General features: G+C 72.2%; 15 protein-coding genes. 7 read left to right on the forward strand and 8 right to left on the reverse strand.

Annotation, left to right across the window (positions count from 1 at the left end; genetic code table 11):
- Positions 1 to 51: 51 nt before the first annotated feature.
- The 3 genes from BLW32_RS17220 to BLW32_RS17230 form a co-directional block, all read right to left on the reverse strand.
- Entirely contained in the window at positions 52 to 486 is a 435-nt protein-coding gene (locus BLW32_RS17220) for a hypothetical protein (protein ID WP_068520563.1), read from the reverse strand.
- 26 nt (positions 487 to 512) lie between these two features.
- Positions 513 to 1,610 carry a TFIIB-type zinc ribbon-containing protein gene (locus BLW32_RS17225; protein WP_231857295.1) on the reverse strand — a complete coding sequence of 366 codons (1,098 nt, stop codon included), beginning with the start codon at positions 1,608 to 1,610 and terminating at the stop codon, positions 513 to 515.
- Positions 1,611 to 1,771: 161 nt separating this feature from the next.
- Positions 1,772 to 2,932: an SPFH domain-containing protein gene (locus tag BLW32_RS17230; protein WP_231857296.1), complete on the reverse strand. Its 1,161-nt coding sequence runs from the start codon at positions 2,930 to 2,932 to the stop codon at positions 1,772 to 1,774.
- A 193-nt stretch (positions 2,933 to 3,125) separates the two neighbouring features.
- Here BLW32_RS17230 and BLW32_RS17235 point away from each other — a divergent pair, with 193 nt between their 5' ends.
- The 3 genes from BLW32_RS17235 (at position 3,126) to BLW32_RS17245 (ending at position 5,025) form a co-directional block, all read left to right on the forward strand.
- Positions 3,126 to 3,311 (forward strand): YegP family protein, encoded by a 186-nt coding sequence (locus BLW32_RS17235; RefSeq protein ID WP_068739849.1) that lies wholly within the window; start codon positions 3,126 to 3,128, stop codon positions 3,309 to 3,311.
- Positions 3,312 to 3,392: 81 nt separating this feature from the next.
- Entirely contained in the window at positions 3,393 to 4,025 is a 633-nt protein-coding gene (locus BLW32_RS17240) for a HEAT repeat domain-containing protein (RefSeq protein WP_068739961.1), read from the forward strand.
- Between the two features lie 19 nt (positions 4,026 to 4,044).
- Positions 4,045 to 5,025 carry a MerR family transcriptional regulator gene (locus BLW32_RS17245; protein WP_068739851.1) on the forward strand — a complete coding sequence of 327 codons (981 nt, stop codon included), beginning with the start codon at positions 4,045 to 4,047 and terminating at the stop codon, positions 5,023 to 5,025.
- Here the strand turns inward: BLW32_RS17245 and BLW32_RS17250 are convergent.
- Together BLW32_RS17250 and BLW32_RS17255 are read right to left on the reverse strand one after the other, a co-directional pair.
- Entirely contained in the window at positions 5,000 to 6,790 is a 1,791-nt protein-coding gene (locus BLW32_RS17250; protein WP_068739853.1) for a phosphocholine-specific phospholipase C, read from the reverse strand. The genes BLW32_RS17245 and BLW32_RS17250 overlap by 26 nt on opposite strands.
- Positions 6,791 to 6,853: 63 nt before the next feature.
- Positions 6,854 to 7,516, reverse strand: coding sequence for a TetR/AcrR family transcriptional regulator (locus BLW32_RS17255; protein WP_068520581.1), 663 nt, complete (start codon positions 7,514 to 7,516; stop codon positions 6,854 to 6,856).
- Positions 7,517 to 7,622: 106 nt separating this feature from the next.
- Between BLW32_RS17255 and BLW32_RS17260 the strand changes: the two genes are divergently transcribed.
- Positions 7,623 to 9,101: an MFS transporter gene (locus BLW32_RS17260; RefSeq protein WP_068739855.1), complete on the forward strand. Its 1,479-nt coding sequence runs from the start codon at positions 7,623 to 7,625 to the stop codon at positions 9,099 to 9,101.
- Positions 9,102 to 9,114: 13 nt separating this feature from the next.
- Here the strand turns inward: BLW32_RS17260 and BLW32_RS17265 are convergent, their stop codons facing one another.
- On the reverse strand, positions 9,115 to 9,537 hold the full coding sequence (locus tag BLW32_RS17265; RefSeq protein WP_068739857.1) for a nitroreductase/quinone reductase family protein: 423 nt from the start codon (positions 9,535 to 9,537) through the stop codon (positions 9,115 to 9,117).
- A gap of 97 nt (positions 9,538 to 9,634) precedes the next feature.
- Between BLW32_RS17265 and BLW32_RS17270 the strand changes: the two genes are divergently transcribed.
- On the forward strand, positions 9,635 to 10,459 hold the full coding sequence (locus tag BLW32_RS17270; RefSeq protein ID WP_068739859.1) for an aminoglycoside phosphotransferase family protein: 825 nt from the start codon (positions 9,635 to 9,637) through the stop codon (positions 10,457 to 10,459).
- Positions 10,456 to 11,253 carry an alpha/beta fold hydrolase gene (locus tag BLW32_RS17275; RefSeq protein ID WP_068739862.1) on the forward strand — a complete coding sequence of 266 codons (798 nt, stop codon included), beginning with the start codon at positions 10,456 to 10,458 and terminating at the stop codon, positions 11,251 to 11,253. The genes BLW32_RS17270 and BLW32_RS17275 overlap by 4 nt, the downstream gene beginning before the upstream one ends.
- Here the strand turns inward: BLW32_RS17275 and BLW32_RS17280 are convergent.
- Positions 11,219 to 11,608, reverse strand: a complete 390-nt coding sequence (locus BLW32_RS17280; RefSeq protein ID WP_068739864.1) for a MerR family transcriptional regulator — start codon at positions 11,606 to 11,608, stop codon at positions 11,219 to 11,221. The two genes, BLW32_RS17275 and BLW32_RS17280, sit on opposite strands and share 35 nt — an antisense overlap.
- A 41-nt stretch (positions 11,609 to 11,649) precedes the next feature.
- Between BLW32_RS17280 and BLW32_RS17285 the strand changes: the two genes are divergently transcribed.
- Positions 11,650 to 12,735 carry an alkene reductase gene (locus BLW32_RS17285; protein ID WP_068739866.1) on the forward strand — a complete coding sequence of 362 codons (1,086 nt, stop codon included), beginning with the start codon at positions 11,650 to 11,652 and terminating at the stop codon, positions 12,733 to 12,735.
- Here BLW32_RS17285 and BLW32_RS17290 read toward each other — a convergent pair.
- Entirely contained in the window at positions 12,715 to 13,710 is a 996-nt protein-coding gene (locus tag BLW32_RS17290; RefSeq protein ID WP_068739867.1) for a glutathione S-transferase family protein, read from the reverse strand. The genes BLW32_RS17285 and BLW32_RS17290 overlap by 21 nt on opposite strands.
- Positions 13,711 to 13,758: the final 48 nt, after the last annotated feature.

The raw sequence follows: 13,758 nt of genomic DNA on the forward strand, positions 1-13,758 counted from the left end.
AGTTCGCTGAAGTCACACCGGCAGTCTAGTGATCGCCCCCGACAGCTTTCGTCAGGTCGTCGTGGGCGGGAGCTGCGGCCGCACGACGACGGTGTCGGCGATCCGCTTCTCCAGGTCGGCGACGTCCGCGGTGGCCGCCTCGATCGCCGGGGTCTTCTCCGTCTCGGGCAGTGCGGCGATCGTGACGAGCCGGTCGTCGAGCTCCTGCGCGGCGACGGTGAGCGTCACCTGTGCATCCAGCTGCGCCGCCGACAGCGCGCCGGCGGGCTGCTCGAAGGCGCGCAGCGCCGCACGGATGCGGCGGTGCAGGCGCGCCTCGGGGACGTGCGAGCCGGACCACGACAGCGGCGCGCGGGACGGGAAGGGCATGGCCGCTTCGGCCTGCTGCTGCCGCCGGCTGTTGCGCACCAGCGCGATCGCGAAGCCGGTCGCCGCGAGCACGGCCAGCACGACGACCGCGAGCAGCACCACGATGATCCACGACATGACGTACCTCCTCGCCGCCGCGGCGGCTACCCGCCGCGGACCTGCATGTACAGGTACACCGCCAGCCCGAGGAGCAGCAACCCGACCGTGACCGCGAAGGCGATCTTGATCGCGCTCCACGGCCGTTGACCTTGCACTTCGCCGGTCACGCCGTTGACGAAGACCTGGAACGGCTTGTTCGCGAAGGTGACCGTCAGCAGCCACACCGGCATGAGCAGGTAGAGGAAGTCGATCGACTGGTACACCGGGTTCATCCGGCTGATCCGCTGCTCGTCGCCTCCGATGTCGCGGCGCACCGTGTGCTCGATGATGCCCTCGATCCGGGGCCGTGCCTGCGCCTCGAAGACCTGCGCCGCGTCACCGTCGTACGTCCGCGCCAGGTGGCCCGCGACGAACTCCGGCGTGTACGTGACCGACTGCTCGGTGGGCCAGGGTTCGAGATCCCGCACCCGGTCGGCGTCGAGGCCCGTGTTCGCCGATTCGGCGAGCTGCCGGATGCTGTCGTGCACCCGCCCGCTCACGGGCCACCAGTCGGTGTAGGTCTCGATGTTGCCGTCGCGGTCGCGGCGGGTGCGATGCACGCCCCGGGAGCCCGAGTAGTCGGTGGTCACCTCGGCGTCGTAGCTGTAGTACGAGAGGTAGATGCTGGTGAACGAGCCGAGCACGCGGTACTTCTTGAACTCGCGGGGCGCGAACCAGCGGCTGTTGACCCAGGATTCGATGTTCTGCCGCGCCTGGTCCTCGCCGACCCGCAGCGGCAGGATCCCGTCGACGGGCAGTCGCGCCGGCGCGACCTGGACGTCGGTGCGCTGGATCGGGGTGTTGCAGTACGGGCACCGCACGGCGGTGAGGGTGCCGCTGAACAGTGTGTGACCGCCGCAGTTCTGGCACACGACCTCGTGGTCGACGACGCGCACCTGCTCCGCCGACGCTGCGCGGGCGTGGAGCGCGTTCATCGTGGGCCCCAACGGATGCGGGATCAGCGCCTTGCTCGTGTCGAGCAGCACCGGGTAGGTGCTGCCGCAGCTCGGCGAGCGCAGTTTCCCGATCGCGGGGTCGTAGACCAGCGCGTCGCCGCAGTTCCCGCACGGGTAGGTCCGGGTCTGCTCGGTGACCTGAAGCATCTCGCGGTCGTTGGCCGACGGCACCCCGGGCACGAGCTGGTGGGGACGAGCGGGCGCAGGTGCGTCGGGACGCGGACACGGCGGTGGGGGCGGGCCCGGCGGCTGCGACTGCTCCGGTGGCCGCCCCGGATGACCGGGCAGCGGAGGCGGAGTGGTCATGGTTACGACCGGGGCGGCAGGGGCGGCGGCGTCTGTCCGAACAGCGGCGCCAGGGCGGGCACCTGCCCGGCCGGGGTCCAGTCGGTGAGCGCGGGCGACCAGACGAGGGTCTGTGGCGTCAGGTTCATGGTGCGCAGCTGCTCCACCGGGAACGGGCCGGCCGACTGGCCGTTCTGCTCCACGTGGAAGGCCTGCGCGGTGGGCAGCGGCGGCGGTCCGGGCTGCTGTGCACCGGGGCCCGGCTGCGCGCCCTGAGCGGGGGCCTGCTGGTTCTGGAAGTTCTGGGCGAACTGCTGCCCCATGGCCATGCCCATGCCGGCGCCGAGGAAGTCGCCGGCACCGCCGCCGCCCTCGTTGGTGGCGGCACCCAGCATCGCGTCGGCGGCGCGCCCCTGCTGGAAGCGGTTCATGTCGCCGACGTTGCCGTAGTAGCCCTTCTCCTCCACGCCGCGCGCGACGCCTCGGGTCATCGCCTGCGTGATCTCGTCGGGCAGGGAGATGTTCAGTTCGATGGCCTCGCACGCGAGCCCGTACTGCTGGTTGACCTTCGACTGCACGTACTCCTGCAGCTTCGCGGCGAGCTCGCGCTGACGGGCCTGCAGGTCGATCGCGCCCACGCCGGTCTCGATGAGCATCTCGGAGAAGGCGGTGGTGATGGTGCGCCGCAGCAGCTCCGCGATCTCGTCGGAGTCGACGTTGGAGTCGGTGCCGATCACCTGGCGCAGGAAGGTCGGCGAGTCGACGACGCGCACGACGCAGAGGCCGTTGGCGCGCACCTGGACCATGCCGAAATCCTGGTCCCGGATGGTGATCGGGTTCGCCGTGCCCCACCTCAGGTCGGTGATCGGGCGGGTGTTGACGAAATAGACCTCGCTGCGGAACGGACTCTTGAAACCGTGCGGCCAGCCCTGCAGGGTGGACATGACCGGCATGTTCTCGGAGACCAGCTGGTAGTTGCCCGGGCCGTAGCGGTCGGCGAGCTGTCCGCGGTAGACGAACAGTGCCTCCTGGCCCTCGCGGACGATGAGCTGCGCGCCGTTCTTGATCTCGTTGTTGTAGCGGGGGAACCGCCACGCCATCGTCGAGCGGTTGTCCTCGAGCCACTCGATGATGTCGACGAGTTCGCCCCGGACCCGGTCCATGATCCCCATCTGCGCTGCCACCCCTGTCGTCGTTGCCGTCTGCGATCCACGATAGCCACGCGCCTTGGGAACGGCTGAGCGCTCGCTGATGCGGGTTCGGATCGCGGCGATCCGGGGTCGGCGTGTCGGTCGCTTCGCCTCACATTCCCGTGGGCGACGTCATACGCTGCATCCGGCCCCGACGACGGGGATCACCACGAGAAAGGTGCTCCACATGGCAGGCAAGTTCGAGGTGTACGAGGACAACGCCGGCAAGTTCCGCTTCCGGCTCAAGGCCGGCAACGGTGAGGTCGTGGCCTCGGGCCAGGCCTACGCGTCGCGCAAGGGCGCGCACGACGGTGCCGCGGCCGTGCAGCGCGCCGCCGACGGCGCCAAGGTGGTCGACGTCGAGAAGGATTGACCCGCTGACCTGCGGCGCTTGACCTTGACATCGTGACAGGGTCTGCAATCGAGCCACCGACGATTCAAGGAGGTGGCCCTGATGGCCCGGACCCTGCTCGATCATCAGAACGCCTCGATCCGCCTGCGCGCGGCGCTCGACGCGGGGACGGCGCCCGGCACCGTCCCCGCCCCGGCGCTCGTCGCTCGCTGCGCGGTCGAGCCCGACTTCTTCGTCCGCGACATGCTCACCTGGGCGCTGACGCGGCTACCGGCGGCTACGACGGTGCCGCTGCTGCTCGCGGAGCTGGACTCCCCGGTCGCGCAGGCCCGGAGCCAGGCACTGCACTCGCTGTCGAAGATCGGCGGCGCCGAGTCCGCGGCGGCCTTCGGCCCGATCCTGGCGCTCGTCGGGGACGCCGACGACGAGGTCGCGAAGGCCGCGTGGCGCACGTCCGCCGCCCTCGCCCCGGACGCCGCGGCCCGACGGTCCGCCGCCCGCGCCCTGGTCGGGCAGGTGGGGCGCGGCGACGCGGAGACCCGCCGCAGCCTGAGCCGCGCGATCATCGCGCTCGGCGACGAAGGCGTCGCCGAGCTGGACGGCGCAGCGGTGACGACCGACGCCGCGCGGGAGCACGTCGCCGAGACGGTGCGCCTCCTCGAGGACCCCGACTCCGGGTTCGCGGGGGCGGTGCACGAGGCTCAGCGGGTCGCGGCGCTGGGCCGCGCGGATTGACGACGGGAGCGGCAGAGCGATGCGGATCGGCGAAGTGGCGCGACGTTCGGGCGTGAGTGCGCGGATGCTGCGGCACTACGACGCGCTGGGCCTCGTCCGCCCCTCGCAGCGGTCGTCGTCGGGGTACCGCGAGTACACCGACGACGACATCCGCCGCATCTTCCACGTCGAGAGCCTGCGCTCCCTCGGCCTGTCGCTCAAGGAGATCGGCCGGGCGCTCGACGATGCTTCGTTCGCCCCCGACCGGCTGGTCGCCGACGTGATCGCGCGTGCCCGCGAGCGCATCCGGCTGGAGACGGAGCTCGTGGATCGACTGGAGCGCGTCTCCGCCGCCGGCCCGGCCGACTGGGAGCAGGTCCTCGACGTGGTGGGCCTGCTCTCGCAGCTCGCCAGCGCCACGCCCGCCGAGCGACAGCACGCGGCGCTCACGGGGCGGGCCCCCGCCGGCGCGCTCGCCGAGGCGCTCCTCAAGGAGGAGAGCACCAACGTGGCGGGAGCCCTGCGCTGGGCGCTCGCGCAGGCCGACGGCCCGGACCTCGCGCCCCTCGTCGCGGCGCTCGACTCCCCCGATCCCGCCGCCCGCCGCCGCGCCGCCGAGGCCCTCGCCGAGACACCCGGTCAGGACGACGCACTGCGGGGCGCGCTCGGGCACGACGACGGCGCCGTCCGGGTCATCGCAGCCGTCGCGCTGGGCGACCGGGGCGACGGCGCGGCCGCGCCGCAACTGCTGCGGATGGTGCGCGAGGGTGAGAAGGACGTCGACGCCGCGGAGGCGCTGGGGACGATCGCCGCCGCAGCCCCCGACACGGAGACCATCAGCGCCGACCTGGCCGCGCTGGCGCGCGACGCCGACGACTACGCGGTGCGCCAGCGGGCGGTGCAGGCGCTCGCGGAGATCCCCACGGACGGTGCGGGGGCGGCACTGCGCATCCTCGCCGACGACCCCGACCCGCGGATCGCCGGGACCGCGGCGTTCATCCTGCGGCGGACGGATCGCTGACGAACTCCCAGTGCTCGCCCGCCGGGCCGAGGACCAGCAGGTCGTAGCGTCCGCCCGGCGCGGGCACCACGAGCTCGCGCTCACCGAGCACGTCGGCGTGCAGCGGCACGGAATCCGGTGCGTGGTAGGGGAAGACGATGAAGTGCGCGCTCCGGGTTCCCGTGTTGGACAGGCGGAGGCGGACACCGTCGGGCCCGGGGATCGCGGTGGCCGCGGGGACGTAGGGCACGGGTCGCGCGGGGCGCTCGCCGGGTTCCTGACCGGGGCGCCGCCCGACGGCCGGCGCGTGCGGCTTCCACCGCGGGCTCAGTTCCCCGACGGCGCGCGGCTGAGTACGCCGCGGAATAGCCCGGGGCGTGCGGAAGTCGAAGGCGCTGGTGAGATCGCCGCAGACCGTGCGCCGCCAGTCGGAGATCGCGGGCACGGAGATGCCCAGCCAGCGCTCGAGGAAGCGGAGGGTCGACGTGTGGTCGAACGTCTCCGATGCGGCGTACCCGCCGACGGTCCACGGCGAGACGATGGTCATCGGCACGCGGTCGCCGAGCCCGAGGGGAAGGTCCCCGACCCACTCGTCGGACCGGGCGCGCGGTGGGCGCGGCGGCGGCACGTGGTCGAAGTAGCCGTCGTTCTCGTCGTAGAGCAGGAACAGCGCGGTCCTGCGCCACACCGCGGGGTTGCGCCCGAGCGCGTCGAGGATGCGGTGCACGAGGTTCGCCGATGCCCGCGGCGAGGAGCCGCTCGGGTGCTCCGACTCACGCTCGGAGGCGACGACATAGCTGACGGTGGGGAGCGTCCCGGCGGCGATGTCCGCCGCGATCCGATCGGTGAGCGTGCCGGTGGCGGTGCGCCGGAGTCCGCGGAAGAAGAGCTCGCGGTCCTCGGCGCCGAGGGCCCGAGCGCGGGCGTCGACCTCCGCGGCTCGACGGTCCGCCTCCGCCGCGGGTAGGTGCCGCAGGCCCTGGTAGAAGTCGTCGATCTCCGTGCCGAAGTCCGAGAAGACCGCCTTCGAGACCGATTTGAAGCGGCGGAAGAACTCGATGTTGTTGTCCGTGAAGTTGTCCCACTCCTGGTAGACCTGCCACGAGACGCCCGCGCGCTGCAGGATCTCGCCGATGCACGGCCAGTCGTAACCGGGGTGGCCGCGGTCGTAGGCGGTGTTCTCGACGGCGCGCTCCCCCGTTCCGGGCTCGAAACCGGTGGTGCCGGAGAAGAAGAAGTTGCGGTTCGGCGAGGTGGACGTGGGTGAGCTGCAGTAGTAGTGGTCGCAGATCGTGAAGGCGTCGGCGAGGGCGTAGTGGAACGGGATGTCCTCGCGGTCGTAGTAGGCCATCGTCGAGTCGGTCTTCGCGGCGATCCACCCGTCGTGCCAGCCGTCGGCGAGCGCGGCGTGGCCGCCCTTCCAGGTGTGGTCGAGGGCGTCGATGTTCTCGGCGTCCATCCGCTGCCGCTCGGCCGCTCCACGCACCGGGAAGGGCGGCACCGTGAGCCCGGACCGGGTGGGCTGGAGGAAGACGTCGTGCCCCGAGCGCAGGCGGATGGCGGCCGGGTCGGCGAAGCCGCGCACCCCGCGGAGCCGGCCGTAGTAGTGGTCGAAGGAGCGGTTCTCCTGCATCAGGAAGATGACGTGTTCCAGGCCGTCGAGGCCGCCCGGCGGCGCGGGCTCGGCCAGCGCCTCGGTCAGCGACGACGGGAGCAGGCCCATGCCCGCGACGATACCGCCGGTGAGGGCGCCTCTGAGGAAGGTCCGACGATTCGCAGTGCTCACGACGTCACGCTGACCGATCCGGTTGAATCGGCGGTGGAAACGCCCTGAACGGACGTCGACGGTTCAGCGCCGGTAGCGCTCCGCGAAGCCCGTGCACAGCGCGTCGACCCCGGCGTGCAGCAGCGGCATCGCCGCACAGAGGTCGGGCCGGTCCACCTCCACCAGCTCCTTGAGCAGCGGCAACTCCTCGATGAGGGGGTTGTCGGCCAGGTCGGCGACGAAGCCCGCACCCTCGAGCGAGGAGCCCGGGGCCAGCAGCAGGCGGCCCACGGCGCCGATGCCCGCGCCCTGCACGTGGTTCCACACGTGCAGGGTGAGCTCGGCCGAGTCCGCGACCGTCCCGGTCAGATGGGTGAACGCCTCGACGAGCCAGTGGAAGCACGAGACGGCCGACGGCGCCATCGCGGCACGCGGCATGGAGTGCGCCAGCAGCACCCACGGGTGGTGCAGGTAGAGCCGCATATCCGCCTCGGCGGCGATGTGCGTCCGCGCGCGCCAGTCCGGATCGCCCAGCAGCTCCGGCGGGTACAGGTACTCCGCCCCCACGGCCGCGGCCATGTCGCGGACCAGGGTGTCCTTGTCGGGCACGTGGCGGTACAGCGACATGGCGCCCGCGCCGAGCGCGTCCGCGATCCGGCGCATGGAGACCTTCTCGAGGCCGCCCTCGTCGGCGAGGCGGACGGCCTCGGCCACGATGGCCTCGCGGGTCAGAGTGGTCTCGGACACCAGCGCCCTTTCTCCGTTGACCGTGATCGACGATGCTGCGTACAGTGTACCCAGCCATGTTGCGTACGCCGTACGCGCCTGCCGAGATCGTTCAGAGGAGTTCTTCGTGTCCACCACCCCGCGCCGCGCCTGGGCCGGTCTCGCCGCGCTGCTTCTGCCGGTGTTCCTGGTCTCGATGGACGCGTCGGTGCTGTACCTGGCGATGCCCCATCTCACCGCCGCGCTGCATCCGACCTCGGCCGAGCAGTTGTGGATCCTCGACATCTACCCGTTCATGCTGGCCGGCCTGCTCATCACGATGGGCAACCTCGGCGACCGTTGGGGGCGCCGCCGCCTGATGACCTGGGGCGCCGGACTCTTCGGCACCGCTTCGGTGATCGCCGCCTTCGCGCCGTCACCCGAGCTGCTCATCGCCGCGCGTGCGCTCATGGGCGTCGGCGGCGCGACCCTGCTGCCCGCCAGCCTGGCGCTCATCGCCAACATCTTCCGCGACCCCAAGGCCCGCGGCGTCGCGATCGGCGTGTGGACCGCGGCCTTCTCGTTCGGCATGGCGGTCGGCCCGGTCATCGGCGGCGTGCTGCTGCACCACTTCTGGTGGGGCTCGGTGTTCCTCATCAACGCGCCCGTCTTCCTGGCCTTCCTGGTCGCCGGCCCCCTGCTGATCCCCGAGTTCCGCAGCGGCACCTCGACCCCCTTCGACCTCGCGGGCGTCGCGCTCTCGATGGCCGCGATCTTCCCCCTGGTCTACGCGGTGAAGGCGGCGGCGGGGCACGGCGTGGACGGCACCACGCTGGCCGTCGGCGCCGCCGGCGCGTTCATGCTGATCGCGTTCGTCGTGCAGCAGCGCCGCGCCGCCCATCCGCTGATCCCGTTCGACCTGTTCCGCAACCGGTACTTCACGATGGCCATCGCCGGCACCATCCTGGCGGTGTCGACGCTGAGCTCGATGTCCTATCTCACGGGCATCTACCTGCAGTCCGTCGTGGGCTTCGACGTGCTCGCGGCGGCCCTGCTGGGCCTGCCCGCCGCGGCGGTGGTGGCGTACTTCTCCATGCGCGCGCCGTGGATCGAGCAGTACCTCGGACGGCGCAGCACCTTCGTCGCCGCGCTCCTGTTCGCGGCCGCGGGCCAACTGCTGCTCGTCGGGCTCGGCACCGACGGCCCCGCGTGGCTGTACGTGCTCGGGACCGTCGTCGCCGGCGTCGGCTACGGCACGCTGTTCACGTTCGTCTCGGCGGTCGCCCTCGACGCCGCGCCGCGGGAGCGGGCGGGACAGGCCTCGGCGATGTCGGAGATGAGCTTCGAGCTCGGCACGGCCCTGGGGCTCGCGGTGCTCGGCTCCGTCGCCACCGCGGTGTTCACGCGGCACGACGGGATGGCGCGCACGCTCGGCGACACACTGTCCGTCGCGGACGGCATCGCCGGGCCCGACGGTGCCGCGCTCGCCGACGCCGCCCGCTCGGCCTGGGTGGACGCCGTCACCACGACCGTGGGCGTGTCCAGCGCACTGCTGGTCGTCACCGCGATCGCGGCCTTCGTCGTGATGCGCGACCGCACGCCTGCACCGGAGCCGGTGCACGCCTGAGTCGCGCGCGGGATCAGCGCGGCGTCAAGCGGAAGACGGGGATCACGCGGCCCTGCGCGGCCTGCTCGTACTCCGCGAAACCGCTCGACCGCGCGACGAACCGCGCCCAGGCCTCGTCCCGCGCGGCTCCGGTCAGCTCGGTGGCGGTGACCTGCGCCGTGGAGATCCCGCCCTCGTCGTTCGGGTACTCGATCTCGATGTCCGGGTGGGCCTTGAGGTTGTGATACCAGGCGGGGTTCTTCGGCGAGCCGCCCGCGGAGGCCGGCAGCAGCCAGCCCTCGTCGTCGTGGATCGCGGCCAGCGGGTTCACCCGCGGCTCGCCGGATTTGGCGCCCGTGCTGTGGACGAGCGCAAGCGCCCGGCCGAAGCCCATGGCCGTCACGGTGCCGTTGTTGGCGCGGAATTCGTCGATGATGCCCTGATTGAAGTCGCTCACGGCTTCATCATGCGCCCGCACCCGCGCCATCGCCACCGAAGGTTCGCTCGTGGAGTCGCTCATCGGACCATCATCCGCCCCCGTAGGGTCGGGTGCTGTGCAATCACTCGATCCGTGGCGGTCGGCCCTCGAGCGCTGGGACCTCTCCCCCGACGGTGCGCCCTTCGCGACGCCCGGCAGCGACCTGCTGCCCGTCCGGTCGCGGGGCCGCGCCGCGATGCTCAAGCGCGCGAACACCCCTGAGGAGCGGGCGGGCGCGGCGGTGCTGCGATGGTGGGGCGGCGACGGCGCCGCCGAGGTCTTCGCGCACGAGGGCGACACGGTGCTGATGGAGCGTGCCACCGGTCCCGGCGACCTCATGGCGATGGCGCTGGGCGGCCGCGACGACGAGGCCACCCGGATCCTCTGCGGCACAGTCGAACACCTGCACCGACCCCGTCCGGGCGCTCCCGACGCCGACCTGGTCCCGCTGCGGGAGTGGTTCGCCTCGCTCGCAGCCGTCCGCGGCGCGGATCACCGGTACCGGCGGTCCTGGGAGGCGGCCGAGGCGCTGCTCGCGGCCCCGCGCGACGAGGTGGTCCTGCACGGGGACGTGCATCACGACAACGTCCTGGACTTCGGCGAGCGGGGTTGGCTCGCCATCGACCCGAAGTGCGTCGTCGGCGAGCGCGGCTACGACTACGCCAACCTCCTGACCAATCCCGACCTGCCGACCGCAGCGGATCCCGCTCGCTTCGCGCGCCAGCTCGACGTCGTCGTCGCGGAGTCCGGCGTGCCGCGGGAGCGCCTGCTGCGGTGGGTGCTCGCCTTCGCCGGCCTGTCGGCCGCGTGGTTCGACGAGGACGGCGAGACGGAGGAACGGGACCGCGATTTCGCCGTCGCGGATCTCGCGGCCGCGCACCTGCTGGAGGCGGCGTCGTGACCGGCGGCCTCCCGGTCGTCCTGCTGCACGGATGGCCGGTCACGGACCTGCATTGGCGTCACCTGGCGCCGCGCCTGCGCGCCGCGGGATTCGATCCACTCCCGATCACGCTGCCCGGCTTCGGTTCCGGTGCCGACAGCGGCACCGACTTCCGCAAGAGCGCGCTGGCGGCCCGGGTGAGTGCGCGGCTCGCCGCGGCGGGCATCGCGCGGTGCGCCGTCGTCGGCCACGACTGGGGAGGCACCGTCGCCGTGCACCTCGCGGCCGCGGCACCCGAGACCGTCTCCGCGCTCGTCGTCGAGGAGGAGGTCCTGCCCGGGATCGACGTGGCCGTCCCTGCGCCCGGCAGCGAGCACTATCCGGATTGGCACGGCGCGTTCAACCGGGCACCGGGACTCGCCGAGAGCCTCGTCCCCGGGCGGGAGGACGCGTTCTACGGCGCTTTCCTACGGGAGAGCGCCGGGCCCGCGGGGCTCGATCCGGTCGCGCTGGCGGCGTACGTGGATGCGTACCGCCCCACCGAGGTTCACCTCGCCGGCCTCGCGCACTACCGCACGCGCGCGCTCGATCTGGCCGATGTGGAAGTGCTGCGCGCGCACCCGATCGCCGCTCCCGCGCTGGCGATCGGCGGACGGTACGCGATGGGCACCGCCGTCGCGGAAGGGCTGCGTCCGGTCGCTTCCGACGTCCGCGGCGCGGTCCTGCCGGAGTCGGGCCACTACCCGGCGGAGCAGGAGCCGGAGCGGACCGCCGACGTCGTCATCGATTTCCTGCGGCGGCACGCGGGCCCGTGACCTCGCCGGCGGTGTCGATCACCTCGTCGAGCACCTCGCGCGCCCGCTGGAGGTCGCGGATGCCCGCGTCGATGCGGTCGCGCTCCGCGCGGAGGGTGGCGGCGAGCCACGGCGTCGCGGACTCGTTCGGCGACCCGTCCTCGTCGTGGATGCACGGCAGCAGCTGGGCGATCACGCCGCTGGCGAGCCCTGCGGCGAACAGTTCCTGGATGCGCACCACCCGATCGACGGCCCGCTCGGGATAGACCCGTTGCCCGGCGGCGGTACGCGTGGCCGCGAGCAGGCCCTTCTCCTCGTAGTACCGCAGCGAGCGCACGCTCACCCCGGTGCGCTCCGCGAGTTCGCCGATCCGCATCGCTTGCCCCTCACATCAGTGTCAGGTTCTAGCGTACGGACATGTCGCTCTTCACGCCGTACCGCAGCCACACCCTCGACCTCCCGCATCGGATCGTCATGGCGCCGATGACGCGCCTGCGCTCCGAGCCCGACGGCTCCCCCACCGCGGACGTCGTCGACTACTACCGGCAGCGCGCCGGGGCGGCGCTGATCGTCACCGAGGGGATGTGGCCGCACTCCTCCGGGCAGAGCGAGGCGTGGGTGCCCGGGCTCGCGACGGACCGCCACCAGCGTGCCTGGGCGCGGGTCGTCGACGCCGTCCACGCCGAGGGCGGCCGGATCGTCGCGCAGCTCATGCACGGCGGGCGCAAGGGGCACCCGGCCGCCCGGATCGACGGCTCGGTGCCCGCGGGACCGTCGGCGGTGCCCGACGGCGACGTGCTGCACCTGATCGACGGCTCCAAGGCGGCGTGGCCGCGCCCCGCGGCGATGTCGATCGCCGAGATCGAGGACGCCGTCGGGCAGTACGCGGCGTCGGCCCGCCGCGCGCTGGCGGCCGGCTTCGACGGCGTCGAACTGCACGGCGCCAACAGCTACCTGATCCACCAGTTCCTCGCCGACAACACGAACCTCCGCGACGACCGCTACGGCGGGTCCGCGGAGAATCGCATGCGATTCGCCCTCGAGGTGGTGGACGCCGTATCCGACGTCGTCGGCGCCGCGCGCACGGCGATCCGGCTCTCGCCCGGGAATCCCCAGTTCTCCATGGTGGAGCGGGATCCCGCCGACCTCTACCGCGGCCTCGTCGATGACCTGGGCCGCCGCGGACTGATGTACCTGCACCTCACGGACAACGACGACTACGCCGCGCTCGCCGACCTCCGGCCGCGTTTCGACGGCACCGTCGTCGCGAACGTGGGCGAGAACCGTGTTCCCACGTCGGCGCCCGCCGCCGAGCGGGCACTGGCCGACGGCGCCGACCTGGTGTCCTTCGGCCGCGCGTTCATCGCGAACCCGGACCTGGTGGAGCGGATCCGGCGGGGCCTCCCGCTGGCTCCGATCCGCGAGGACGTGCTCTACGGGCGGACCGCCGAGGGCTACTCCGACTACCCGTGCGCGGCGGTCTCAGCCGGCGGGGATCGGTAGCGGCGCGGGCGCGGTGCCCGCGCCGAAGGGGCTGCCGCCGAGCTTCTCCCGGCCGTGCTCCGTGAACCAGTTCTTCAGGTCCGGGCCCTTCGGCACGATGCCCGACGGGTTGATGTCGCGGTGCACCTCGTAGTAGTGCCGCTTGATGTGCTCGAAGTGCGTGGAGTCGCCGAAGCCCGGGGTCTGGAACAGGTCCCGCGCGTACGCCCACAGCACCGGCATCTCGCTGAGCTTCTCCCGGTTGCACTTGAAGTGGCCGTGGTAGACCGGGTCGAACCGGGCGAGCGTGGTGAACAGCCGCACGTCGGCCTCGGTGATGGTGTCGCCCACCAGGTACCGCTGGGTGGCGAGGCGCTCGGAGAGCCAGTCGAGCCGGGAGAAGAGCTGGTCGTACGCGGCGTCGTAGGACTCCTGGGAGCCGGCGAAGCCGCAGCGGTACACACCGTTGTTGACGTCGCGGTAGACCAGCTCGTTCACCTCGTCGATCTCGCCGCGCAGGTCCTCGGGGTAGAGCTGCGGGGCGCCGGGGCGGTGGAAGTCCACCCATTCCAGCTCGAAGTCGAGGGTGATCTGCGGGAAGTCGTTGGTGACCACTGCGCCGGTCGGGACGTCGACGATCGCGGGGACCGTGATGCCCTTCGGGTAGTCGGGGACTCGCGCGAAGTAGGCGTCCTGCAGCCGCGGGATCTGCAGCACGGGGTCGAGGCCCCCCGGGTCGAGGTCGAATGTCCACGAGCGCTTGTCGTGCGTGGGGCCGGCGATGCCGAGGGAGATCGCGTCCTCGAGGCCCAGCAGGCGGCGCACGATGATGGTGCGCGTGGCCCAGGGGCAGGCGTACGAGGCGACGAGCCGGTACCGGCCCGGTTCCACGGGGTAGCCGTCGCGGCTGTCGCGGGTGATGCGGGTCTCGATGTACCGGGTGTCGCGCTCGTACGGCTTGTTCTCGGTGACGTAGCTGCCCTGTTCCTCGCTCATGGCGTCAAGGTTAGTGACGCCCGCGGGGTAACGTCGAGTGATCGTTAC

Source organism: Tsukamurella tyrosinosolvens (assembly GCF_900104775.1).
In the GTDB taxonomy this organism is placed as follows: Bacteria; Actinomycetota; Actinomycetes; order Mycobacteriales; family Mycobacteriaceae; genus Tsukamurella; species Tsukamurella tyrosinosolvens.